Annotated in this window: 13 protein-coding genes and 1 pseudogene; 4 read left to right on the forward strand and 10 right to left on the reverse strand. The window is 60.7% G+C overall.

Translation table 11 applies throughout. The annotated features are described in order from the left end of the window. Positions 1–85: 85 nt before the first annotated feature. The 9 genes and pseudogenes from IEX75_RS01675 to IEX75_RS01715 form a co-directional block, all read right to left on the reverse strand. A complete protein-coding gene (locus tag IEX75_RS01675; RefSeq protein WP_188792523.1) occupies positions 86–1,267 on the reverse strand; it encodes a Wadjet anti-phage system protein JetD domain-containing protein in 1,182 nt (393 codons plus the stop codon). A 7-nt stretch (positions 1,268–1,274) separates the two neighbouring features. Continuing rightward, positions 1,275–4,670: pseudogene (locus tag IEX75_RS01680) on the reverse strand (ATP-binding protein); the annotation flags it as partial. After that, positions 4,660–5,334 (reverse strand): DUF4194 domain-containing protein, encoded by a 675-nt coding sequence (locus IEX75_RS01685; protein ID WP_188792525.1) that lies wholly within the window; start codon positions 5,332–5,334, stop codon positions 4,660–4,662. The gene IEX75_RS01685 and the pseudogene IEX75_RS01680, both read right to left, overlap by 11 nt. 34 nt (positions 5,335–5,368) lie before the next feature. Then, positions 5,369–6,427, reverse strand: a complete 1,059-nt coding sequence (locus IEX75_RS01690) for a PDDEXK nuclease domain-containing protein (protein ID WP_229720594.1) — start codon at positions 6,425–6,427, stop codon at positions 5,369–5,371. Between the two features lie 33 nt (positions 6,428–6,460). Continuing rightward, on the reverse strand, positions 6,461–7,927 hold the full coding sequence (locus IEX75_RS01695; protein ID WP_188792526.1) for a DUF3375 domain-containing protein: 1,467 nt from the start codon (positions 7,925–7,927) through the stop codon (positions 6,461–6,463). 174 nt (positions 7,928–8,101) lie between these two features. Next, entirely contained in the window at positions 8,102–9,172 is a 1,071-nt protein-coding gene (gene cgtA / locus IEX75_RS01700) for an Obg family GTPase CgtA (protein WP_188792527.1), read from the reverse strand. A gap of 227 nt (positions 9,173–9,399) precedes the next feature. Beyond that, positions 9,400–9,657, reverse strand: coding sequence for a 50S ribosomal protein L27 (gene rpmA, locus IEX75_RS01705; RefSeq protein ID WP_188792528.1), 258 nt, complete (start codon positions 9,655–9,657; stop codon positions 9,400–9,402). Positions 9,658–9,681: 24 nt separating this feature from the next. Next, complete coding sequence (rplU, locus tag IEX75_RS01710; RefSeq protein WP_188792529.1) at positions 9,682–9,996, reverse strand: 50S ribosomal protein L21; 315 nt, start codon at positions 9,994–9,996, stop codon at positions 9,682–9,684. 97 nt (positions 9,997–10,093) lie between these two features. Further along, a complete protein-coding gene (locus IEX75_RS01715; RefSeq protein ID WP_229720595.1) occupies positions 10,094–10,588 on the reverse strand; it encodes a DUF2059 domain-containing protein in 495 nt (164 codons plus the stop codon). A 186-nt stretch (positions 10,589–10,774) separates the two neighbouring features. On the opposite strand from IEX75_RS01715, the gene uvrA reads away from it, so the two are divergent. The 4 genes from uvrA to IEX75_RS01735 all read left to right on the forward strand — a co-directional run bounded on the left by uvrA (position 10,775) and on the right by IEX75_RS01735 (position 16,847). After that, a complete protein-coding gene (gene uvrA, locus IEX75_RS01720; protein WP_188792530.1) occupies positions 10,775–13,672 on the forward strand; it encodes an excinuclease ABC subunit UvrA in 2,898 nt (965 codons plus the stop codon). Continuing rightward, positions 13,669–14,094 (forward strand): acyl-CoA thioesterase, encoded by a 426-nt coding sequence (locus IEX75_RS01725; protein WP_188792531.1) that lies wholly within the window; start codon positions 13,669–13,671, stop codon positions 14,092–14,094. The genes uvrA and IEX75_RS01725 overlap by 4 nt, the downstream gene beginning before the upstream one ends. Before the next feature lie 211 nt (positions 14,095–14,305). Continuing rightward, positions 14,306–14,728, forward strand: coding sequence for a VOC family metalloprotein YjdN (gene yjdN / locus IEX75_RS01730; RefSeq protein WP_188792532.1), 423 nt, complete (start codon positions 14,306–14,308; stop codon positions 14,726–14,728). A 241-nt stretch (positions 14,729–14,969) separates the two neighbouring features. Beyond that, positions 14,970–16,847 (forward strand): YadA-like family protein, encoded by a 1,878-nt coding sequence (locus IEX75_RS01735; RefSeq protein WP_188792533.1) that lies wholly within the window; start codon positions 14,970–14,972, stop codon positions 16,845–16,847. Positions 16,848–17,057: 210 nt separating this feature from the next. Here the strand turns inward: IEX75_RS01735 and IEX75_RS01740 are convergent, their stop codons facing one another. Continuing rightward, positions 17,058–25,298, reverse strand: a complete 8,241-nt coding sequence (locus IEX75_RS01740) for a hypothetical protein (protein ID WP_188792534.1) — start codon at positions 25,296–25,298, stop codon at positions 17,058–17,060. Positions 25,299–25,416: the final 118 nt, after the last annotated feature.

Consider the following 25,416-nt stretch of genomic DNA (forward strand, 5'->3'; position numbering starts at 1 on the left):
GAACAAGCAACACTTTCCCAGGACAGCAGTGGGAGAAGGCCGGAATGACGGTGAGGGCTAGGTGGATTTCTCTCGAGGTTGCCCCTCACCCCAATCCTTTCCCCGCAAGGGAGAGGGAGCTGACCACGCGCTGCCAGGCAAAATCCCAAGCAATACGTTCCTGCTCCAGGCGCACTTGTTTGTAATCACCCTCACGCAATGCACGATACAAGCTCTGCTCTTCTTCGGTGAGATGTGCAAACTCCAGCGCCGCATGCTGTTTTTCTTCCTTGCCCCACAGTGGCTTGAACGCCAGCAATGTCTGCTGATCCATCAGCAACGACTGGACCTGCGGCAAATACGAACGCAAGCGACTCAAAATGGCCAAACCGTGCGTATCGATATCACCCCAGTAGTGCACGGGAAGCTGCGCCAGCCATGGCAGCTTTGCCAACGCATCTACTGCATAGCCGCGGCGCATGAAGACCAGCGTGCCGGACAGGTCTTCGCAGGCAAGACCGGTGACGAGGTTTTCCACGATCAGCACCCGCCGCGCAGGTAATTCCAACCGGATGAATTCGCCGGCTGGCGCTTCGATATCGGAAAGCCCGCCCCATGCCGCACGTAGCGCGGGATCGAGCAAACGCATACGCAAGCGATCAGGTGCCGCGCGCAAGCCTGTCAGCGCATAAAAGTCGGCCGGCACCTCGGAACCATGCAACACGCTTACCCAAGCTGCGACAACCGCGCGATGTGATTCGATCCATTTACTGTCGATGCCCGGAATCGGCAATTGACGGGGATAAAGCCCCGATGATGGATGGCGCCACAACCATTCCACCACCCGGCACAGCCGCTCGAAGTCCGCCTGGTCCAGATCAGCCAGCAGATCGAAATGGCGCGACAACTCCGTTTGCCAGGTCGCATCGGGTTTCCACGCCGCGAGCTCGTCGAAGCGCCGCCTCGCTGACAACCAGCGCGCAGACTGACCCAATTCCCTGGCCACCGCTTCCGGCGTGGCAAATTCCCAGGCACATGGCACCTGTTGCTCGCCCACGCGTGTCCATGTGCGTGTTTCATAGCGCACCACGCTCTCGCCATCGCGAGAAACGTCACGCCACTGTACAAGCCAAGCGTCGAAGCGCGCCCAGTCGTCCAGCAGTTTCGCTTCCGTGGGCGGTTCGGTGCTCAAGGGCAGCGGCCATTCGCCCACCCCTAGCAACCAGTTACGCCGCTGGTTTTGCCAACGCGACCGCAGACGCCTACGCAGTTCCTCAGGCGTCCGCATTGGCCTGGCGCGCCTTTTCGGGCAAGGCCAATCGCTTGTTGTCCTCGTCGTATTCAATCAGCAGCACGCCCGAATCGTGGCGGCCGGTGATATCGACGAAGCAGGCGCCGCCGATGAATGGCTCCAATGTCATCACGGATTTCAGCGGCGTCGCCACCACCATCTGGAAGCCGAAGTTCTCGAAGATGTTCATCGCCAGTGCGGTGAATTCGTTGTCGGCCTTGTCAAAGGCTTCGTCGAGCACGACCGGCGCGTAGCGTGGCAGATGGCCATCGTCACCGCCGAGCTGATAACGCAAGGCTGCGGCAAGGCAAGTCGTTGCGAGCTTCTGGCGCTGACCACCGGATTTTCCGGCGCCGCTGCGATACACCTCCACCGTATCCCGCGTATGGGCATCCTTTTCCACACCCACGAATTCCACATGCTGGCGAACATCAAGCACCTGTTCGCGCCAGCGCTTGTGCTCGGGATCGTCGGCGGCCAGCTTGGCCACAAGCTGCCGCAACACGGCAAACTGCGCTTCGGCGCGATCGCGGTCTTCGGTCTGGTGATGCGAGAGCACCTCGCGCAACTGCTGCTGGAAGTCACGCACCTCCGGCAAGTTGCGGTCGGTCAGTTCGATCTGCAGGAGGGTGCCGCGATTGAACGGCACGCGCTCCAGGCTTTCGTTGACCTCGTCCATGCGCTGGCCGATCGACTTGCGCGCCTCGATCATGTGTTTCTGCAGCACCAGCAGGTTCTGCTTGCTCTGGCTTTGCAGCAGTTCGAAGAAGCGCGCCTCGTGCTTGGGCAAGCCATCCAGTTCCAGGCGGCGCAAGCGTGAGAGGAAGCCTTCCACCGAATCCATGTTGGGTGTGAAGTCAGCACTGTCCTGCGGCCACTTGCGGCAAAACACTTCAAAGCACTTCTCAATAGCGTGAACAGTATCTTTGTCGCGCTCATCAAGGCTCTTCAGATCCTGACTCAGTTGGCGCTCAACCAAGTTGACTTGCACATCGAGCTGACTCAACGCAACGGGCCCATGATCGGACAGTCGCGCTTCCAGGCTTCCCGATTGGGTGGGTGAAAGCGTCATAGCCTGAGCCAACGGCAAACATGCTTCACGCCGCTTGGTGAAATCCTGCAGGTCTCGCCCAACAATGCGACGTTCGTCCTTGGCATCCTCGAGCGACGAGTTTGCCCGCTCCCATGCGATGCGTTCCGTATCAAGCTGCCGCATGATCTCCTGCAGCGTGGCGTCACCGGCACGCAGCTGCTGCAGCTGGTTTTCGATATCGCCAAGGCGGCGCAGCTTGGGCGCTACGTCGATCTCTTCCCACTCCAGGTTGGCGAGCTGCGAGGCAGCCAGGCGGCGGTCGCCGTCGGCATCGCGTTCGTTTTTCAGCTTGTCCAGCTCAGCGGCAGTTTGCGTAATCGCCTGCGCCAACTCCTGCCCTTCGCGCTCGAAGACAGACAGCTTGTCACGATTGTCGAAACCCAGCACCCAGTTGCGGCGATCATCCACCGCGCGACGGTCGTCCTTTTCATGGCGATCGCCACCATGTTTCACCAGGCCTTCGCGTGTGATGGCACGATCGGCGTTGCGCAGGGCGGCAGGTGTGTCCACGCAGGCGTAATCAAAACGGCGTGCCAATTCGTTGGCGAGCCAATCGCGATGCGCGTGATCGCGTATGTCCAGGCGATGCACCAGCGAACGCGATTCCAACATGCGATGGCCGAGCGAGTCGACGCGACCCACGCGGTAGTACACCAGCTTGCCGCCCAGATGGGTCTTGTTGACCCAGTTGGAGACTTCGGCGTACTGACGCTCGTCCACCAGCAATGACAAAGCGAAGCCGTGCAGCACGCGCTCGACAGCGCCGCGCCAGGCGGCAAATTCGGTTTTGACTTGCAATAGTTCGCCCACGAACGGCAGCGCGTTCTCCGACCAGCCCAATTCGCTGCACAGGCGCGCGCGCATCGCCTGGATCGGCGCGGGCATGTTGGACGGATTGCGCTTCAGGGCGTCGATTTCAGCACGCACACCGGCAAAGCGCTGGCTGGCCTGATCACGCTCACGCTTGAGCGCATCCATGCGTTCTTCCAGGCCAGCAGCACGATCGCGTGCGCCGTCGAGCAGTTCGCGCGAGCTGCCGACGGTCTCGGCAAAGCCTCCTGCGGTGGATGGCATGGTCCAACCCAGCTCGCCGCAGGCTCGCTCGGCTTTGTCTCGCCGCTTCATGCGTTCGTCGCGTTCACGCGAGACTTGTTCGTGTTCACGCTCGAGCTGGTCGATCAGATCGCCGCCTTGTTCGCGGCGCTGTTGTTCCAGGTCAGCCAGGTGACGCTCGTGATTTTCCAGTGTCTGGCGGCGCTGGGCGATTTCGCCTTCCAGCGCGACGTCACGTACCTTGAGTTCGGCCAGGCGCTCATCCAGCAACACCAGGCGGCGCTGCTCGCGCCAGGTGTCCACGCACAGGTGCAACTCGCGCAAAGTGCTGGTTTCGCGCCGCAGCTTTTGCAGGTTTTCGTGTGCGGTGCGTGCTGGCACCAAGGTATCAACTTGCTCGCGTGCAATCACCACAGCCTTGTGCGCAGCATCCAGCTCCCCGAAGTCCGTCACCAGGCGATTCGCCGCGCCGAATGTCTCCGGTTCATCCAGCATGAATCCGCGCAGGAAGCCGTTGAGGTCGCCCAGGTTCTTGGCCGACTGTGTCTTGTGCAGCAGCTTCAGCGCCATTTCGTTCTGGATGCCGAGCAGGCGGCGGAAGCGTTCGGCGTAGCCGGCGAAGGTATCGAAGTGATGCACGTCTTCGCCCAGGCGCGTCTTGAGCTTGCGCAGGTCCAGGTCGAAGCCTTGCATGTCGGTCGCCACGTCGAACGCGCGCTCGCACACCATGTAATGCTTCTTCACGTCCGCTGCGGTGGAGCCGTTGCCGGCGATCCAGAATAGGCGGATCAGGCTGACTGTTTCGCCTGCGGCATTGCGATATTCCAGCACCAGCGCAGACCACGTGCTGCCCTTGCGCAAATACTGCGTGGCGATTTCGCCGGATTCACCATCGTGCTGATCCGCCCAGGCACCACGTACGTAGGACACGAGGCTGCGGTCCCGTCCGCTGCGTTCGGCTTCACGCGCGGCGGCGTTGAAGTCCACCAGGTTCGGCGGCACCAGCAAGGCCGACATCGCATCGAGCAAGGTGGATTTGCCGGAACCAGAACGCCCCACGAACAAGAAGCCACGCTCGGCGATAGGCACATCGACCAAACCGCTGAAGGTGCCCCAGTTGAGCACCTGCAAGCGCCGCATGCGGAATTGCTCATCACGCGGATCCGGCAGATCCGAGAGAAACAGCGACGGTGTGGTATCGCGCTTTGGCGGCTTGCTCGCGGCTTTGGTTTTGGTCTTGGTCTTAGCGTTCATCCGCAACCTCCTCCGTGGCTTCGTCCGCTTCGCGCAGTTGACGATAGATTTGCGCCAGGTTCTGCACGTCCTCGGCGGAGAACAGCAGTTTCAATGTCGGCGACACTTCATAACGGTCTTCGCTGCCACGCAGCTTTTCCAGCACGTGGTTGTCCTTCATCTTGGTGATGGCCCCAGTGACGCGCTTGTTGAAGCCGGCGCGATCGGTGGAAAGGTTCTTTTCGTAAACCGACAAAGCATCCACCAGTACGCTTTCCTCCACCACCGCACGATGGCCTTGTGCATCGGCTTCGGCCAATTGCTGGCGCAGATGCAGCAGCAGTACCGAGTCGATGAAGGTGAGCGGCGAGGAACGCAGCAAAACCGGGGTTTCCAGTTCGCCGGTATCGGCCTGGCGTGTAAAAGCCACGCCAGCATCCCGATCAAGCACCAGTTCCAGGAACAGATCGTTGAGATGCGCGCGTAGCTGCGCTTCATAACGCAATACGGCCGGCCACAACTGGCTGTGCCGCCCTTGATCGATACTGGGACCACTCAGCAACTGGCACAACGCGCGCCGCGCATCCAGCGGCAGTGTGCCGGTGTCGCCGTCGAACAGTGCGCCATCGCGCGCGGACTTCTGTTCCTTTTCGACGGGAACTGCTTCGTCTTCGAGCAAATTCATAGCGTTTCTCTTTAACAATAGCGCTGCGTATTCATCAGGTATTCTCCCCGCTGCGATTTCCCAGCCGAGCGCGTGAGCGCTCGATGGCCTCATGCAGCTTGGCCTGCAATACTTCTTTTGGCGGCAACACGGTTAGGTACTCGGCAACATGGATACCGCTGGCATCCAGTTCCAGCAATTCAATTTGTTCCCGCTTCTTGCCGCTGCATAGGATGATACCCAGCGGTGGAGCTTCACCAGGCTCTTGCTCATGCCTGGCAAGCCAGCGCAGATAAAGCTCCATCTGGCCTTTGTATTCGGACTTGAAATCGCCCAGTTTCAGCTCGATGGCCACCAGGCGCTTCAGGCGGCGGTTGTAGAACAGGAGATCGATGTAGAAATCGTCGTGATCGATCTGGATGCGCTTTTGACGCGCCACGAAGCTAAAACCAGCCCCTAGTTCCAGCAAAAACAGTTCGAGCTCGCGCAAGATCGCGTCTTCCAGATCCTTTTCCAGATAGCGATCGTTTAGGCCCAGGAAATCCAGTACATAGGGGTCTTTGAGCAGCAGTGTGGGATTGAGCTCGTTGCTTTCGCGAAGACTTGTCAGCTCCTGCGCGATCAACTCTCCAGGCTGTTTGGACAGTGCCGTGCGCTCAAACAGCAAAGAATTCTTACGCTCGCGCAAGATTCGTACGCTCCAACGTTCCTGCATGCACATTTGCGCATAAAATTCGCGCTGTAGCGAATCTTTCAGGTAGATAAGTTCGAGAAAGTGGCTCCATGCCAATTGTCTTGACAGTGTCGAGACAATTTCGGCGTCAAGAAAGGTCTCGGCAAAGCGCAACATGTGGCGCAGATTTTTTTCCGAAAATCCACGCCCATACTCGGACATCAATTGTCTCGACAGTGCGGAGACAATCTGCTCACCATAAGCCGCTCGCTGCTCTTTGAGCACCTCCGTTCGAATGCGCTGGCCAATGTGCCAATACAGCACGGTCAAGGCACTGTTGACGGCGGCGGCCAGCTGCTGACGGCTTTGCTCGATCAGCTTACGGATGTCACCCAGCAATTGTGGGTTGATGGGCGCGGCAGAGGCGGAGGGCATATTCATGCCTCGAAATCCTCCGCTATAGACGGCATAAAGCTAGGCAAATTCATTGCGTTTCCCTTTCACAAACCACACCAGGGGAATGCGCGCCTGGCGCCATTGGCCGTCACCGCCTTTCCAACGCACGGCTTCCTGCTCTTTACCAATCACCCCGTGACGCGTAGCCAGCGAGAGATAACCCACCACGCTGCCCAGCCCCTGCTCAGCCGGCTTGCGCTCCAGCACTTGGGCGATGGAAAGCTGATCGTGCTCGGCCAGCAGTTCATGCAGATCGCGACGCAGGCTGCGGAAGTCGATTTCCGATTGCGATACCAGTTCGCTCACGCTATCCAGCGAAATCGCCGCACCTTCGCTGCGCACGATGCAGCCGTCCACCTGGGCGTTGCGCGGGTCGTGCAGGCGCCATTGCGAGAGCGAGCGCAAGCGGCTGGTAGTGAGCTGCAGGGTGTACGGGGTGCGTTGGCGCACACTGACTGAATCGCGCAATAGCAGCGCTTCGGCCTGCGCTTGTTTCAGCAATTGATTCAAGCGGCGCTGTTCGAGATAGCCACGGCTCTGCACGAAGCCACGCAAGCTGCGTGCAAACTGTTGCAGCACGTCGTGCACGTTGCCACCGCGCTCCAGCATCACGCTGGTGAAACTGCGCAGGAACTGACGCTCGTGACGCTGCAACTTTTTCGCGAAATTGCGGGAGAGCACACTCTCCAGTGCCGCATCGAGCTGCGCACTTTGCTCCATGTCGTTGAGCAAGTTCCAGAAGGCATTGAAGCTGCGTCCGGCGTCGCTCTCGGCGATCACGTCGACGCCTTCGAACAAACGATCAAGCACGTCGCCGCGCTCGCCTTCGTCATCGATGATGCGCTCGCGGAATTCGCGGTTGAGCTGTTCGAAGTCGTCGCGCACGCGGCGGAAATCTTCGGCCAGTTCATCGGCCAGCTGGATCACTTCGCGTGCGCGTTCCAGTGCGCGCTTGCCGTCCAATGCGGCCACCTTGCCGGTGCTGACGCGGGCAATTTCCGCATCAAGGCGATCACGCTCGGCATATAGCGCCTGCAAGCGCGTGGTCGGGTCGGTTTCGGTCTGCTCGGCCAAGCGCACCAACTGCAGGATCACCAATGACAGGCGACTTTCAGTCGCAGCGACACGCGGCGTGTCCAGTGTGCTGACGAAGCGAATGGCTTGCGCGGTCTGTGCGGAGAGCTCGTATTCCTCTTCGCTGGCGCCCTCAGGGAGGCGACGTTCCAGAAAACCTTTCGCAAGCCAGTCGGCAACATAAGCCTGCGCGGTGCGCGGCAATTCGCGCGGCAGGTCGGAAGCGTTGATGGCGTCGAGCTGATGTTGCAGGCGCTCGAACAAGACGGAGGCGCTGAGCTTGCGCTCGCCGTCCATCAGCAGGGTTTGCAGCAGGCCGATGATTTCCGGTGCGTGGTCTGCCGCGAGCAGGCGCCAGAGAGGTTCGTCGCGCAGACGGCGGTAGGTGGCGATGCGGGCTTGGAGTTTCATGCTTCGTTTTTCTCCCTCTCCCCTCCGGGGTGAGGGTTGGGGTGAGGGGCCACGCTCGCCGTCAATTCCATCATCGCCCTATTGATGTGCCGTCTTTCCAAGAATCGTATTTATAACCTTTGTAGCGAACCCCAGCGCGCTCCCCGAAGGAGAGAGCGCTGGTCAGGGCAAGAATCAAGATTCCCCACGCAGCCGCACATCGCCCGGCGGCATGTCAGTGCGCTCTTCCCGCGCCTCATGCTGCGCTTCAAAGAAACGCTGGATCTGCTGGCACACGTTCATGGTGTTCTCGCGCGCAATGGCCGATACCAGGAACCACGGCTGGGTCCAGCCAAGACGCTTGACGATGTCCTCGGCTACGGCCTGACGCTCATCCTCCGGCAACACGTCCGCCTTGTTGAGCACCAGCCAGCGCGGGCGCTGCAGGAGCTCCGAGTCGAACTTCTCCAGCTCATGCTCAATGGCATGCACCTGCTCGGCGACATCGGAGCCATCGATCGGCGCGATGTCCACGACGTGCAACAGCAAGCGCGTACGCGCCACGTGCCGCAGGAATTGGATACCCAGACCCGCGCCCTCTGCAGCGCCTTCGATCAAGCCAGGAATGTCGGCAATGACGAAGCTATGGTCCGTCCCAAGGCTGACCACGCCCAGGTTCGGGTGCAGGGTCGTGAACGGATAGTCGGCTACCCGCGGCGTGGCAGCGGAAACGGCCCGGATAAAGGTGGATTTGCCGGCATTGGGAAAGCCGAGCAGGCCCACATCGGCTAGCAGCTTCAGTTCCAGCTTCAGCTCGCGCACTTCGCCCGGCGTCCCCGGCGTGGATTTGCGTGGCGCGCGGTTCACCGAACTTTTGAAATGGATATTGCCCAGGCCACCCTTGCCACCCTGCGCCACCAGCAGGCGCTGGCCGTGCATGGTGAGGTCGCCGATGGTTTCGTCGGTGTCGACGTTGGTGACGACGGTACCGACCGGCACGCGGATCGTGGTGTCGTCCCCACCCTTGCCGTACATGTCGCTGCCCATGCCGTTCTCGCCGCGCTGCGCCTTGAAGCTGCGCTGGTGGCGGAAGTCGATCAGCGTGTTCAGGCCCTCATCGGCCACCAGCCACACCGAGCCGCCCGAACCGCCGTCGCCGCCGTTTGGGCCACCGAAGGGGATGAATTTTTCACGGCGGAAGCTGATGCAGCCGTTGCCGCCGTCCCCGGCGTGAACTTTGATGATCGCTTCGTCGACGAATTTCATGGGAAGAGTGCCGGGAGTCGTTATTCGGGAATCGTACCCTTAGGGCCGTCATTCCCGCGAAGGCGGGAATCCATCTTGCTCTTGGGCGAACGGGGAAAATGGATTCCCGCCTTCGCGGGAATGACGGCTCCTGAGAGGAGTCGGCGGTTGATCGATCATTGACGATCCCCGCCAATAAAACAAAAGCCCCGCCGGAGCGGGGCCTTCGTTGCAACATGAGGCCTAGATTAATTCTTGACCACGTTGACGTACTTGCGGTTGTTCGCGCCGCGGGTCTTGAACTCGACCACGCCATCGACCAACGCGTACAGGGTGTGATCACGGCCCAGGCCCACGCCATTGCCGGCATGGAACTTGGTGCCGCGCTGGCGGACGATGATATTGCCGGCTTCGATGGCCTGGCCACCATAGATCTTCACGCCGAGGTATTTCGGGTTCGAATCGCGACCGTTGCGGGATGAACCTACGCCTTTCTTATGTGCCATGACTGATTACTCCAGATTGGCGGATCAGGCGTTGATGCCCGTGATCTCGACTTCGGTGAAGTGCTGACGATGTCCCTGCTGCTTCTTGTGGTGCTTGCGGCGGCGGAACTTGATGATGCGGACCTTGTCGGCGCGGCCATGCTTGCGCACGGTGGCGGTGACGGTGGCGCCGGAAACGGTCGGAGCGCCGACGGTGATGGTTTCACCGGAGCCGACCAGCAGCACCTGGTCGAAATTCACGCTGGCGCCTTCTTCGGCGTTCAACAGTTCCACGCGCAGGACGTCGCCCTGCTGGACGCGGTATTGCTTGCCGCCGGTCTTGATGACTGCATAACTCATGGGAATGGCCCTTGTGTCGTTATTCTCTTGGGTACGCCACGGCCTTTACGGGCGTAGCGAACTGCGGATTATAGCGACGCGGCCGTTTGCTGGTCAATCACTGACCAGTTGGGCTCTGACCACCACCGGTCGCCGGGCAGCGGCCGTCGGCGCCCAGTTTCCCCTGCTTCTGGAGATCGGAAAACATGTCCGCCGTGCGCTGGCGGCTCCATTGCTGGCCGCTCTGCGCCGCCTCGACCAGGGTGGCCGGCATCTGGGCGACCAGTTTCTGGCCCAGGGGCGACTTGTAGAACTTGATCAGGCCGTCCACCTCATCGGCGGTGAAATGGTGCTGATAAGCCGGGATCATGGCGGTAATCAGCTGCTCCGTCCCCGCCTTATCGATATAGCCCTTCCAATAATCGGTAGGCACGCAGGGCAGCTGCTGCCCCATCACCTCGGCCATCTGGTCGTTCATGGCGGCGAACTGGCTGGATACGTTCATCACCTGCATCAGCTGCCGCACCTGCGCCTCGGAGGGTTGCGCCGCGAAAGCCGGACTGGCCGCCAGTGCTGCGCACGCCGCCAGGATCATCATCCGCTTGCTTGCCATATGCCCTCCGCTCATGTGATCCGGAAAATCCAAGCCGGCGAGCATAGTCGCGGCATGTGGCGTTGCCTAGGGATGCTCTGAAGCTGGCCTGCTGACATAACGCTGTCAGCAGATTTCCGTGCACACCATACGGGCTTGAGGCAACCACTTGTTATAGTGGACGGTCACCCAAAATAGTTCAGCGTGATGGACACCATACGCATTCGCGGCGCGCGCACGCACAACCTCAAGAACATCGACCTGGACCTCCCCCGCGACCGGCTGATCGTGATCACCGGCCTGTCGGGTTCGGGCAAGTCTTCGTTGGCCTTCGACACCATCTACGCGGAGGGGCAGCGGCGCTACGTCGAATCGCTGTCCGCTTATGCACGGCAATTCCTGTCGATGATGGAGAAGCCGGACGTCGACCACATCGAGGGCCTGTCTCCGGCCATCTCGATCGAGCAGAAATCCACCTCGCACAACCCACGCTCGACTGTAGGCACCATCACCGAGGTCTACGACTACCTGCGCCTGCTCTACGCTCGCGTGGGTACACCGCGCTGCCCGGACCACGGCATCCCGCTGGAAGCGCAGACGGTCAGCCAGATGGTGGACACCACGCTGGCACTGAACCCGGAAAAGCGCTTCATGCTGCTGGCACCGGTGATCCGCGAGCGCAAGGGCGAGCACGTCCAGGTGTTCGAACAGCTTCGTGCTCAGGGCTTCGTGCGCGCCCGCGTGGATGGCGCCGTCTACGATCTGGACGCCGTACCGCCGCTCACCCTGCGCCAGAAACACACCATCGAGGCCGTCATCGATCGCTTCCGTCCGCGCGATGACATCAAGCAACGCCTGGCTGAATCGTTCGAAACGGCGCTGCGGTTGGGCGATGGCTTGGCGATCGTGGTGGACATGGATGATCCCAAGGCGAGTGAACAGTTGTATTCCTCCCGCTACTCCTGCCCGGTATGCGACTACTCACTACCGGAACTGGAACCGCGCCTGTTCTCTTTCAACTCGCCGGTAGGCGCCTGCCCTACGTGCGATGGCCTGGGTGTGACCCAGGTGTTTGCACCTGAGCGCGTGGTGCACCATCCCGAGCTGTCGCTGGCCGGTGGCGCCATCCGCGGCTGGGATCGCCGCAACGCGCATTATTTCCAGCTGATCATGTCGCTGGCCAAGCACTACGGCTTCGACGTCGAAACGCCATGGCAGAAGCTGTCCAAGTCCGTGCAGCAAGCGGTGTTGTACGGCAGCGGGAAAGAGAAGATCCAGTTCCGCTACCTCACGGAACGCGGCGGCAAGGTCACGCGCGAGCATGCGTTCGAAGGCATCCTGCCGAACCTGGAACGCCGCTACAAAGAAACCGAATCGCCCGCAGTGCGCGAAGAACTGGCGAAATACATCAGCGACCAGCCGTGCCGCGAATGCGAAGGGCAACGCCTGAATCGTTCGGCGCGCAACGTGTTCGTGGTCGATCATTCGCTGCCTTCGCTGACGTCGCGCTCCATCGATGACGCCCTCGCTTTCTTCGAAACACTCAAGCTCACCGGCTGGCGCGGCGAGATCGCGGTAAAGATCGTGAAGGAAATCCGCGAGCGCCTGAGCTTCCTCAATGACGTCGGCCTGAACTACCTCACGCTCGATCGCCAGGCCGATACGTTGTCCGGTGGCGAAGCGCAGCGCATTCGTCTCGCATCGCAAATCGGTGCGGGCTTGGTCGGCGTGATGTACGTGCTGGACGAACCTTCCATCGGCCTGCACCAGCGCGACAACGAGCGCCTGCTGGGCACGCTCACACGCCTGCGCGATCTCGGCAACACCGTGATCGTGGTGGAGCACGACGAAGATGCGATCCGCGCCGCCGACCATGTTCTCGATATCGGCCCCGGTGCCGGCGTGCACGGCGGCGAAGTGGTTGCGCAAGGTTCACTGAAAGATATTCTTGCGTCGCCGCGCTCGGTCACCGGTCAATATCTTTCCGGCAAGCGTGAAATCAAAATACCGGAAGAACGCCGCGAGCAGCTCGACAAGGATTCCTGGCTGCACCTGCGCGGTGCCAGCGGCAACAACCTGAAGAATGTCGATCTGGCGATTCCAGCCGGTCTGTTCACCTGCATCACCGGCGTCTCCGGTTCCGGCAAATCCACGCTGATCAACGACACGCTGTTCGCGCTTGCCGCCGCCGAATTGAATGGCTCAAGCGTGCAGCCTGCGGCGTACAAGTCGGTAGAAAACCTGGAACTGTTCGACAAGGTGGTGGACATCGACCAGTCGCCCATCGGCCGCACGCCGCGCTCGAATCCCGCCACCTACACCGGCCTGTTTACGCCACTGCGCGAGTTGTTCGCACAGGTGCCGGAAGCGCGCTCACGCGGCTATACACCCGGCCGCTTCAGTTTCAACGTACGCGGCGGCCGCTGCGAAGCCTGCGAAGGCGACGGCATGATCAAGGTGGAGATGCACTTCCTGCCGGACGTGTATGTGCCTTGCGACGTCTGCCATGGCAAGCGCTACAACCGCGAAACGCTGGAGATTCTCTACAAGGGCCACACCATTGCCGACGTGCTCGACATGACGGTGGAAGACGCCGCCAAGCTGTTCGAGAACGTGCCGGTGATCGCACGCAAGGTAGACACGCTACGCTCGGTGGGCCTGGATTACATCAAGCTCGGCCAGAGCGCGACCACGCTGTCTGGCGGTGAAGCACAACGCGTGAAGCTGTCGAAGGAACTCTCCAAGCGTGAAACCGGCCGCACGCTGTATATCCTCGATGAACCCACCACCGGTCTGCACTTCCACGATATCGAGCAATTGCTCGATGTGCTGCATCAACTCGTAGATCAGGGCAACACCGTGGTGGTGATCGAGCACAATCTCGATGTGATCAAAACCGCCGACTGGATCGTGGATCTCGGACCGGAGGGTGGCTCCGGCGGTGGACGCATTCTTGTCACCGGCACCCCTGAAATCGTTGCGGCCACACCCAGTTCGCATACCGGCCGTTTCCTCGCCACGCATCTCAAACCCGCCAAGGTGTCGCGCATCAAAATCGAAAGCGACAACGGCAAGGCCAAACTCAAGCGAAAAGTGGCTTCATGAACACGGCAACCGACTCCTCCGTTCCCGTACTGTTGTACACCGCCGCCATCAGTGTGCGCTGGCGCGACCTGGATGCATTCAACCACGTCAACAATTCGACCTATCTCACCTATCTGGAAGAAGCGCGCGTGCAGTGGTTGCAGCATCTTCCCGGGCCGTGGTCCAGCGAACATGCCATGCCAGTGATGGCGGCCAGCACGCTCAACTATCGCTTGCCGATCGAGTGGCCTGGCGAGGTGCATATCGAGTTGTATTGCGCGCGGATGGGTAACAGCTCGATGACTGTTGCCCATCGCATCGTCGATGCTGGCGACAGCAGCAAGTTGTATTGCGACGGCAACGTGGTGATGGTGTGGATGGATCCGTCGACTGGCAAATCGGTGGCGTTGCCACCGGCGATTCGGAACGCTGCGTCGGCGTGACCGGTGGCCGCGACGCGGTCGTAGGCAGTAATACAGATAGCGGTCATTCCCGAGAAAGCGGGAATGACCAACGTGAGGAGCACCCAGATCGCAGCGCGTTTCTCCGACGCGCAGATGGGTCATCTGTCACATATTGCGCGCACGCTCAGCTCACTAGAATTCTAGTGTTCCACGCCAGGAACATCCCCTTCCCAACCACGGAGTCACGCGCATGGAAATCCAGCCTTATCTGTTCTTCGATGGTCGCTGCGAGGAAGCCATCGCTTTCTATCGCGATGCACTCGGCGCACAGGAACTCATGAAGATGCGCTTCAAGGACGCACCTGCCAGCAACGACTACCAGACCTCCCCCGAGCTCGCCGACAAGATCATGCATGCGGCTCTGGCGATCGGTGGCTCGCATCTATTGATGTCGGATGGCCAGGCCGACGAGAAGAAAGTGGCCCACTCCGGCTTCAGCCTTTCGGTCACTGCGAATGACGTGGCCTCAGGTGAAAAGTATTTCAATGCGCTGGCACAAGGCGGCCAAATCACCATGCCATTCCAGAAAACCTTCTGGACCGATGGTTTCGGCATGCTGGTGGACAAATTCGGCGTGCCGTGGATGGTGAACGTGCAGCACGAAGGCGCGTAAAGCTAAATCGCCCATCCATGGTGTTTCTTTGAGCCCTTTCGGAGCAAATCCAGGAAGGGCTCTGCACAACGCTGAACAAACCGCGCAATGCTGTTCAGCAAGCCTGACATAGGCATCGGCACCGGGAAAATTAGGACTAGACCTACTACCAGTCTGATGTGAATCAGTCACGCCTGACTGATCCAAATACCCATGATTTCTAGCATTTCCTCATCACCAACGTTCTGATGAGGAGCACGCCATGCACGTGGCAAATCGTATTAATCCCAGCCCCAAAAAGGGGCGCTTCACTCGCAGCCTGATCGCCGCTGCCCTGGCGGAAGCGATCTTGATGGGCTCGGCGATGGCTGCTGGCACCGGTGCACCGAACACGCTGGTTGCAGAAAGCGACAACATCGTGGTGCTCGACGATACCAATGATAACGATTCGACGAACAACAACCCATCGCACACTTATCTCACGCCCCCGTTATTCCCGATGAGTACGGTTCAGCGTGGTGCCATCGGCATCACGGATGTATCGGGCGAGCAATTTGCCGCCGAGGGCGTAACAGGCCTCAACTACGCATCTCTCGACAATACGAGTTTGCCCAATGCAACCGCGCTTGCCACGGGTGTGATGTCGAATGCCAACGGTGGCAACACCGTCGCCATGGGTCTGAGTGCCGTCGCCGGCTCGGATAACTCCGTTGCAGTGGGCAGCAATGTCACAACCGGTGGAAATCAGCCCTATGCCGTAGCAGTAGGGTCCGATGCCAACACCGACGGCGCGCAAGCCGTTGCCCTGGGTGCCCACGTCGTGGCGAAAGGGGACAACGCACTGGCCGTCGGCAGCAATAACACGTGGGCACTGGGCGAGAGTTCAATCGCCATGGGCAATAACGCAAAGGCAAACGTCGGCGCTACCAACTCTATCGCTATGGGTACCAATGCAACCGTAGCCAGAAGCGTCAGCAATGCGATGGCGCTTGGCGCAAACACCAGCGTGGCCACGAATGCCGACGGTAGCGTGGCATTGGGCGCTGGCGCCCAAGTCGTCGCAGGTGCTTACGGCAGTATCGCCTTGGGTGCCGGCTCCATCGCCGATCGCGCCAATGTGCTTTCGATTGGTTCCTTCGGTGTAGATCGCCAGATCATCAACGTGGCACCAGGCACACAGCTCACGGATGCGGTGAACGTAAGCCAGCTCAAAGGCGTCACGGATGTCTTGGGTGCCGGCGCCGGCATAGCGCCGGACGGCAGCATCACGCAGCCTAAATTTACGGTCTTCGGCAACGAGTATTTCACCGTCGAACAGGCCATCCAGGCCGCAGCCTCATCGGGTGCCACCGATTCGCTAGCCGTGCGATACGACCTGAATGATGACGGTTCCACCAACTATGGTTCAGTAACGTTGGGTGGCCCCGCTTCGTCGCCGGTGATTCTGACCAACGTGGCGGATGGCAAAAATCAGTATGACGCCGTCAATTTCGGCCAGCTGAGCGCGCTGCAAGGCCAGGTCGACAACTTGAACCAGACGGTCACCAGCATCGGCGACCGCGTCACCAACATCGAGAACAACGGTGGCGGTGGCGGTGGCAGCGATGGCGGTGGTTCGTGGAACTACGACGCCCAGGGCAACAAGATCACCAACGTCGGCGACGGTGCGGTGAACGCGGGAAGCAAGGACGCCGTCAACGGCTCACAGCTCGCTGCCACTGCGCAAAGCACGGCCGATGCACTCGGCGGCGGCGCCACCCTCAATGCGGATGGCACGATCAGCACGCCCACTTATACGATCGGCGGCCAGCAGGTGCGTGGTGTCGAAGGCGCGGTGAATCAGCTCGACCGCCGCATCGATGGTCTGCAAGGTCAGGTCGACGGCTTGCAAGGTCAGCTCAACAACACCACGCGCGGTGCTTACTCTGGCATTGCCGCCGCCACGGCGCTGACGATGATTCCGGGTGTCGACGTAGGTAAGACAGTGTCGGTCGGTGCCGGTGTTGCGAACTACAAGGGCTACACCGCCGCCGCATTGGGCGGGGAAGCTCGCGTCAGCGACAATTGGAAAGTTCGCGCGGGTGTGGGCCTATCCAGCAGTGGCAACACGGTGGGTGTCGGCGCTTCGTTCCAGTGGTGATGAAGCAGAGCTCCCCTGCTTACAGGGGAAGGTCGGGGTGGGGTTGTTTGAGCTTGCCGCATAGCTGCGGTTCAACGCGAGGTTGACTTCACCCCACCCCAACCCTCCCCTACTACACGTAGGGGAGGGAGCTGATCCAGCAAGTTGACGTGCTCCTTGATGTTGCGTTCCTTCAAAGCCTGGCCTCCGCCAGGCTTCTTTTTGTGCGCATCAATGCGCAGCCGGACGCGAATCAAGCTGACCACGCAATTGTTGTATCTCGGCCTTCATCGCCGCCATCTCCTCCTTGAGTTGCATCAATTGCGCAACATTCACCGCATCGTTCGGTTCCGTGCCTGCCGATACGTGGACCACCTGCCGCGTGCCAACGCTACCGCCACCAATCGAGATCGCATTGCCACGATCTGCCACCGCGCCGTGACCCAACGCAACGCTGCCGATCGCTCCTGCCGTCACGCTCGCGCCTGAACCCAGTGCCAGCGCATCGTTGACATTCCTTGCCACGGTGGCGCTCCGGCCTATGGCGATGCTGTTCTCGCCGTACGCCGTCACACCATCACCCATGGCAATGGAGCTGTCGCCGATCGCAAAGGTCCTGTTGCTACCTAGCGCCACGGAGTATTTGCCATTGGCCCGCGCTCCCGTGCCGACGGCTACCGAGTACGGAGCATTGGTTTGAACGTCCGACCCTACCGCCACGGAGTAGTCATGATCCGCGCCCGTCTGCGCCAAATACCCTAGTGCCACCGAGTAATTCGAGCCGGCCAGGTTGTGCAAGCCCATCGCAAGCGCATTGATGCCGTTGGCGGTCGAGAACGTGCCCATGGCAGCTGCCGTCGCATCATCCGGACCACCATTCAACGATGCAATGTTGTTGCCGCTGCGACCATCAATGGCCGCTACCGGATCGCTTGCGTCGTTCACGCCCGCTCCGCGGGTGGTGGCTGCGATCTCATCCAGTGCCTTACGCAGGGTATACAACTGGCTTCCGTTGATGGCGTCTTTGCTGTCAGCGTTGATCTGGCCATCGTTGACATTGATGATCCGCCGCTCACCGCCGATGGTGCCCACCGACACCACCGGATCTATTTCGTTGGCGAGGGAGTTAAAGCCAATGGCCACCGAACTTACGCTCACGGCACGCGCGTTTTTGCCAATAGCAACCCCGTTAGTCCCGGTGGCACTGCAAGCCGAGCCAATGGCGACCGTATCGGGGCCATTCACCTGGGCCGCAGCGCCGGCCGAGTTGACCTTGATGTATTTAAGATCAATGGCACCGTTACTCAGATCCGACGTCAGCTCAGTCTTCACATTGGTCAAGCCAGTCGTCAATTGCGCCACGTTGACACCGTCGGTATCGGCCGTGCCTGTTGTCATGTTGTGTAGCGGAATCGGTGTGGAGGCACCCGCGCCGCCAAGGGTCACGCCATCTTTCGATGCATCGTCATACGTGACCGCCAACGAATTACCGTTCGGATCGAGCAAGCCGCTGTTCTCCAGCGTGTCCTTGAGATTGCCGATCTGCTGATTCGTCGCGTACAGCTGCCCACCGTTCACCGCATCCGTACTCGTGGCTGATGACGCATCGCCCGGCGCCACGTTCGACACGCTTACCGGCGAAGTTGCCCCTGCACCGCCCAACGTCACACTGTTCTGCGAAGCGCCGTCATAGGTCACCGCCGCAATGGGCTGCCCGTTCTGATCCACCAATCCGGAATCAGCCAACTGGTTGTTGATGACGGTGTAGAGATTAGTCAGTGCATCGCCCACATCGTGGGCAGTTGTGCCATCGATCGCATACTGAGGCGGCGTGACGGTGCCATCCGAATTCACCGTAGCACCACCACCTAGGCCATTCGCAATGGTCTGCGCCGTACCGTACAACTGCGAACCATTGATGGCATCGGCACTGGTCGGGGCAACGTTGCCTGCGCTTACGTTGGTCAACAAGGTGCCGGCGGTGCCGCCCAGCGTGATCTCGTTTTTCGTCGTGTCGTCATACGACACGGCATTGGCATCGGTCATGCTGGCCACGGCGTCGAGGGCAGCACCGACATCGGGATAAGGCGTTCCATCTATCACGTACGAAGGCGGCACGATGCTGCCGTCCGCGCCTACGCTTGCGCCACCGCCGAGTGCGCTCACCGCCGCTTGCAGCTGGCCGATGTTCACAGCATCTGTCGCTTGCGTGCCGGCGCTCACGTTCGACACGGTCACGGGCGTACCCGCTGCGCCAAGTGCAATACCCTCCTTCGATGCGTCGACGTAGGTCACCGCTAACGAATTACCGTCCGGATCGAGGACACCACTATTGTCCAGCGCATCTGCCAACTCAGTAACTGCCTGATTCGTTGTGTACAACTGCCCACCGTTCACCGCGTCCGTACTGGTGGCTGATGACACATCGCCCGGCGCCACATTCGACACGCTTACCGGCGAAGTTGCTCCTGCACCGCCCAATGTCACACTGTTCTGCGAAGTGCCGTCATAGGTCACCGCCGCAATGGGCTGCCCGTTCTGATCCACCAACCCTGAATCAACCAGCTGGTTGTTGATCACGGTGTAGAGATTGGTGAGTGCACCGCCCACGTCATCGGCTGTCGTACCGTCGATCACATACTGAGGTGGCGAGACGGTACCGTCTGGGTTCACCGTAGCACCACCACCCAGACCGGTCGCGATGGTCCGCGCCGTACCGTACAACTGCGAACCATTGATGGCATCGGCACTGGTCGGGGTGACGTTGCCGGCGCTTACGTTGGTCAACAAGGTACCCGCGGTACCGCCCAGCGTGATCTCGTTTTTCGTCGTGTCGTCATACGACACGGCATTGGCATCGGTCATGCTGGCCACGGCGTCGAGGGCAGCACCGACATCGGGATAAGGCTTTCCATCCACCACGTACGAAGGCGGCACGATGCTGCCGTCCGCGCCTACGCCTGCACCACCGCCGAGTGCGCTCACCGCGCCTTGCAGCTGGCCGATGTTCACGGCATCCGTCGCTTGTGTGCCGGCGTTCACGTTCGACACGGTCACAGGCGTACCCGCGGTGCCGAGTGCGATACCGGTCTTCGAATTGTCGGCGTAGGTCACCGCCAGGGAATCACCTGTATCCGGATCAATAACACCGCCCTGATCCAGTGCATTCTTCAGATCGCTGACGGCTTGATCCGTCGCATCCAGCTGCTGATTCGTGGCGAACAGCTGTCCACCATTCACCGCATCCGTGCTCGTGGCCGACGACACATTGCCCGCCGCCACATTCGTCACCGTCACCTGCGCGCTTGCTCCCGTGCCACCCAGCGTCACCCTGTTCTGCAGCGTCCCGTCATAGGTCACGGCCGCAATGGGCTGCCCGTTCTGATCCACCAACCCGGAATCGGCCAACTGGCTGTTGATGACGGTGTAGAGATTGGCGAACGCCTCGCCCACATTGTCTGCGGTCGTGTTGCCGATCACGTACAGCGGTGGGTTCAGCGTGCCATCCGGATTCACCCCGGCGCCACTACCCAGACCTGTTGCAACGCTCTGCGCCGTGCCGAACAATTGCGAACCGTTGATGGCATCCGCGCTGCCCGCCGTGACGTTGCCGGCGCCCACGTTGGTCAACAAGGTGCCGGTGGCGCCGCCGAAAGTGATCTCGTCCTTCGTCGTGTCGTCATATGACACCGCATTGGGATCCACCATGTTCGCCGCAGCGTTGATGGCGGCACCGACATCGGAGTACGGCGTCCCGCCAACCATGTACGAGGGCGGCAAAATGCTGCCATCCGCACCCACGCCCGCACCACCGCCGATGGCACTCGTCACGCCTTGCAATTGCGTCACATTGACGGCATCCGTGGCTTGTGTACCGGCCGACAAGTTGATGATCTGCCGCGTACCGACCGGGGTGCTGCCGGTGGTTGCGCCTAGCGACACCGCATTGCCGCGATTGGCCACCGCACCCTGCCCCAGCGCCACCCCCCCGTTGGCATTGGCCGCGACGCTTGCATTGGTACCTATCGCAATCGCATCGTTCAAATTAGTCGCCACGCTCGTGCTGGTACCCATGGCGATACAACTGGTCGATCCGGTCAACACCGTGGCGCTCTTGCCCATCGCGATGCCGCTGACGCCACGATCCTTTGCGCTATTGCCAATCGCAATCGAGCTCGCGCCCAGCGCCCAGGTGCTATTGCTACCGACCGCCAGCGCATACTCGTTATTGGCCTGAACATGCACGCCCACGGCGACGGCTTGCCCCATCGCGGTGTTGTTAATAGGTTCGTTGACCTGTGCATCGGACCCCATCACCACCGAAAAGGGCATATTGCCGCCGACCGTGCTATTGCTGCCGAGCGCAACGGCATTGTCGGAAAAGGTGATGGCACTCAAGCCAAACGACACTGTGTCAATGCCGGAGGTGCTCGATCCCGAACCGAACGCCAGGGCTGTGTACAACGAGGGATCCCCACCATTGAGCGAAGCGATGTTGTCCGACGTCACCCCTTCCATCGCGTAGACTGGATTTTCGACATCCAAAATGCCGGCACGTGCCGTAGCCCGGGTGTTCAATGCTTCGAACAGTTGCGAGCCATTGATGGCGTCCTTGCTTTCGGCATTGACCTCGCCGTCAGCCACATTGATGATCTTGCGCTCGCTGCCGGGACTGCCTACCGATACCGTCATGGCGTAACTGGTCTGGGAATTGTTGCCAAGCGCCACGGAACCGATCTTCGTTGCGCGCGCACCGATGCCGATCGCCACGCTGCCCGTCTCACTCGCACTGGCGGTCGAGCCAATCGCCACAGAATTCGGGCCATTGGCAATGGCATTGGTGCCTGTCGAATTGACCTTGACGTAAGCGAGATTGGAGCTCAAATCGCCGCGCAGAGCACTTACCGCACTCGTCACCTGCCCGACGGTCGCCGCATCGCTGCTCACCAGGCCGTCGGCGACATTCATGATCTCCACCGGTGTGTTCAAACCACCGAGCACCACGATGTTCTTATTGGCATTGCTGTAGGTCACCGCCAGCGATGTACGGCTGACCGGATCGATCAGACCGCTGCCGGTCAATGCATCTTGCAGTTCGGCCACCTCCTGGTTCGTCTCATCCAATTGCGAACCGGTCACCGCCTCCGTGCTCGTCGCCGAGACATCGCCCTTGGCCACGTTGACGATCTTTCGTTCACTGCCCGGTGCACCCACCGACACGGTGTCGGCAGCATCCGCCTTGCTGTTCGCACCGAGCGCCACCGCATTGTTGGCGCTTGCGTTCGCACCGCTGCCCAGGCCAATGGCATCGTTCCCATTCGCTTCGGCGTCCGCACCCGTGCTGTTGATCGCCAGGTATGGATTATTGCCGCCGCCCTCGCTCACCGCCTGGTCCAGCGCATCCAGCGCCGCATCGAGACTGGTATGCACACTGCCATCGGCGAAGGTGTACGTAGGGCTGGTCACCATGCCCGTCACCGGATCGATCGCCGCGCCACCACCCAGCGCCGCTACCACCGGCTGCAACTGGCTCACGCTCACCGCATCATCCGCCGCGGCACCGGCCTCCATGTTCACCAGCCGACGCTTCAGGCCGAGCGGATTATTGCCAATCGATACCGACAAGTCGGTATCCGCCAGGCTGTCGCTGCCCAGGGCAACGGACTTCTCGACCGCGGCACGCGCCCGCACGCCGACGGCAAGCGCTTCATCCTTCGACGCCACTGCCTCCGATCCAAGCGCGACGGCATCGGCACCGCTGGCATTGGCGTCGGCGCCGGTCGAATCGACCTTGAGGTAGGCGATGCTCGGGCTCAATTCGCCACGCAGCGTGTCCATCGCCCCGTTCAACTGGCTCAGATTCACCGCGCCAGTCTGATCGACGGCCGTGGCAACATTCGTGATCGCCACCGGACGACCCGCATTGCCCAAGGGAATCATGTTCTTCGTCGCCGTGCCGTAGGTCACCGCCAGCGTGTCGCCTGTGCCCGGATCGATCACGCCGCTGTCTTTCAGGGCACTCTCCAGGGCATCCAACTGCTGGCTCGTCTCATAGAGCTGCGCGCCCGTTACCGCTTCCGTGCTTGTCACCGAGACATCGCCGCGGGCCACGTTGACGATCCTTCGTTTGATGACCACACTTCCTATCGAAACCGTATTGTCCTCGGTGGCCGTGGAGTTCATGCCAAGTGCCACGGAATCTTGTCCAAAAGCGTACGCCGGCCCCCCAATGGCGACGGCCCCCAGCCCATTGGCTTGCGCCGGTATCGAGTCTACGACGGGATTGAAAGCGAAATACTCGTTATTTCCACCAGCTCCATCACTCACCGCCTTGTCCAACGCGCTCAGCGCGCCACTAAGCGTGGTCTGCACACCGCCATTGGCAAGCGTGTAAGTAGGCCCCGTGACATCTCCTGTCGCCGGATCGATGGCAGCGCCACCGCCCAGCGCGGTCACCACCGGCTGCAACTGATTCACGTTGACGGCGTCGTAGGTTTCCAGACCGGCATCCATATTGACGATCCGATGCCGCATGCTGGTGGTTCTGTTGCCGACGGAAACGGTCATATCGGCATCTGCCAGCGTGTTGGCGCCCAGTGCTACGGATGCCGTGCCAGACAAAACCTTGGCGTTATCGCCGAGCGCGACGCCGCCGGCGTAGCTGGTGACGGCACCTCGGCCAATCGCGGTTGAGCTATTGCCGTAAGCCATGGCGCCATCACCGAGTGCAATCGATCCCGCTCCGGTTATCGAACTGTCGCCACCGCCATTATTGATTTTTGCATTGCGCCCGATCGCAATCGCGCCGTCACCGGTGTTATCGACGAGCGCATTCGAACCGATGACGATGTTTCCATCGCCGTCTACATTGGCGGTGCCCTTGCCCGATAAGGCACCCGCACCGATGACGACGGTATTGCTGCCGACGGCGCTGGCCTGGATGCCCACGGTCACCGAATAATTTCCCGCTGCCGATGCAGCCTGGCCGAGTGCGGTTGCCGCCACACCGCTCGCGTTGGAGCTATGGCCCATGGAAGTCGAGCTATCGGCGCTGGCGGTGGAAAGAGCGCCAAAGGTCGAAGAGCGCAGGCCGCTTGCCTTGGCTTGCAAACCCACTGCACTGCTGCTCTGTCCAGTTCCTTGCGCCAAGGTACCGATGGCGATGGCATTGAAGCCAGCGACGGTATTGCCACCCAGTGCCACGGCGGACTGCGCGTTCGCATTGGCATTCGGTCCCAATGCCGTGGCGCTATTGCCCGCTTGGGCATTCAAATCGTCAGCGGCAGTGCCCGCTTTGACGTTGAGATATTTGTCGTACACGCCACCGGCTGCATTGCTCACGGCTTTGTCCAAGGCACCCAGCGCACCACTGAGCGAGCTCTGCACACCGCCATTGGCGAGCGTGTAGCTGGGACCGGTTACCGCACCGGTCGCGGGATCGATGGAAGCGCCACCGCCCAAAGCCGTGATAACCGGCTTCAGCTGGTTCACATTCACCGCATCCGTGTCCAGCACACCTGCGGCCATGTTCATGACGCGACGCTCACTACGCACGGCGCCCACGGAAACCGAGTTGTCCGCCGTGGTCACCGAGTTACCACCCAGCGCGACAGCGTTGTTGTTAGTGGCGGTGGCGAGCTGACCGATGGCCACGGAAACGGTGCCGGATACGCTCGCGCTTTCGCCGACAGCAACAGAACCCGTACCAGACGTAACGGACGCCTCGCCAATGGCGATGGCGTGAACCACTGACGCGACTGCCGATATAGTCTGGCTGCCGCCAATCGCGATAGAGCCGTTGCCAGGCGCTTGGGCGCCATAGCCCAACGCCGTGGCTCCCACGCCCGATGCGTTTGCGGCCGAGCCGAGTGCCACGGTGTTAATGGTCGTTGCCTTAGATAATGATCCGATCGCGACGGACAGATTGCCCGATGCATTCACGTTGTATCCGCCAGCAAACGCCTGTGTACCAGTCGTAAATTCATTGAGGCCGTCCGCAGCACCCACATACGTGGAATAGTTACCTGTTGCAGCTGCGTTGTTACCAAGCGCAAGGGCTGAGGTACCTGAAGCATTCGAGCCGCTTCCGACGCCAACCGAACTGCTGTTGATAGCCTGCGCATTGTTGCCAACTGCAATGCTAGCGGCGCCTGATGCGTTGGCAGGGGTGTAGCCGGCACCGGGATTAGAGGATTGAACTGCAACGGCATCTAGGCCTACTGCAAGAGGGCTAATATCTTGCACATGACCATTGCCGAGAATGCGCGGTGAGGTCCCAGCCCGTGACGGTTTCAAGTCAACCCGCCGGCTGCCGATAGCCGGCCGACCTGCCGGGTTTGCAATACTTTCCCGTCCAGCCGTTTGCGCCAGCTTATGGGCAATTTTCTTGGCCAATGTGGCCTGCAGGCCGCTCGGCGAATGGCCGACTTTCGACTGGGCTTGACCATTGGAATGACCGTTGTGCTTTTTCATGACGACACGTCCTTTTAGCAATGAGAAGTGAATGGGGGTTCATTCACGCAACCACGTGCAAACCGGGCCTCGCATCGACACATCAACTTCTTTTATCAACGCTGTCGCGCTTTCGACA

The organism is Dyella nitratireducens (genome assembly GCF_014642835.1).
In the GTDB taxonomy this organism is placed as follows: domain Bacteria; phylum Pseudomonadota; class Gammaproteobacteria; order Xanthomonadales; family Rhodanobacteraceae; genus Dyella_B; species Dyella_B nitratireducens.

Bases quoted from the DNA above. Each gene is read 5' to 3' on its own strand.
- IEX75_RS01675 (WP_188792523.1), bottom strand. From the start codon at position 1,267: ATGCGGACGCCTGAGGAACTGCGTAGGCGTCTGCGGTCGCGTTGGCAA.
- IEX75_RS01685 (WP_188792525.1), bottom strand. From the start codon at position 5,334: ATGAATTTGCTCGAAGACGAAGCAGTTCCCGTCGAAAAGGAACAGAAG.
- IEX75_RS01690 (WP_229720594.1), bottom strand. From the start codon at position 6,427: ATGAATATGCCCTCCGCCTCTGCCGCGCCCATCAACCCACAATTGCTG.
- IEX75_RS01695 (WP_188792526.1), bottom strand. From the start codon at position 7,927: ATGAAACTCCAAGCCCGCATCGCCACCTACCGCCGTCTGCGCGACGAA.
- cgtA (WP_188792527.1), bottom strand. From the start codon at position 9,172: ATGAAATTCGTCGACGAAGCGATCATCAAAGTTCACGCCGGGGACGGC.
- rpmA (WP_188792528.1), bottom strand. From the start codon at position 9,657: ATGGCACATAAGAAAGGCGTAGGTTCATCCCGCAACGGTCGCGATTCG.
- rplU (WP_188792529.1), bottom strand. From the start codon at position 9,996: ATGAGTTATGCAGTCATCAAGACCGGCGGCAAGCAATACCGCGTCCAG.
- IEX75_RS01715 (WP_229720595.1), bottom strand. From the start codon at position 10,588: ATGGCAAGCAAGCGGATGATGATCCTGGCGGCGTGCGCAGCACTGGCG.
- uvrA (WP_188792530.1), top strand. From the start codon at position 10,775: ATGGACACCATACGCATTCGCGGCGCGCGCACGCACAACCTCAAGAAC.
- IEX75_RS01725 (WP_188792531.1), top strand. From the start codon at position 13,669: ATGAACACGGCAACCGACTCCTCCGTTCCCGTACTGTTGTACACCGCC.
- yjdN (WP_188792532.1), top strand. From the start codon at position 14,306: ATGGAAATCCAGCCTTATCTGTTCTTCGATGGTCGCTGCGAGGAAGCC.
- IEX75_RS01735 (WP_188792533.1), top strand. From the start codon at position 14,970: ATGCACGTGGCAAATCGTATTAATCCCAGCCCCAAAAAGGGGCGCTTC.
- IEX75_RS01740 (WP_188792534.1), bottom strand. From the start codon at position 25,298: ATGAAAAAGCACAACGGTCATTCCAATGGTCAAGCCCAGTCGAAAGTC.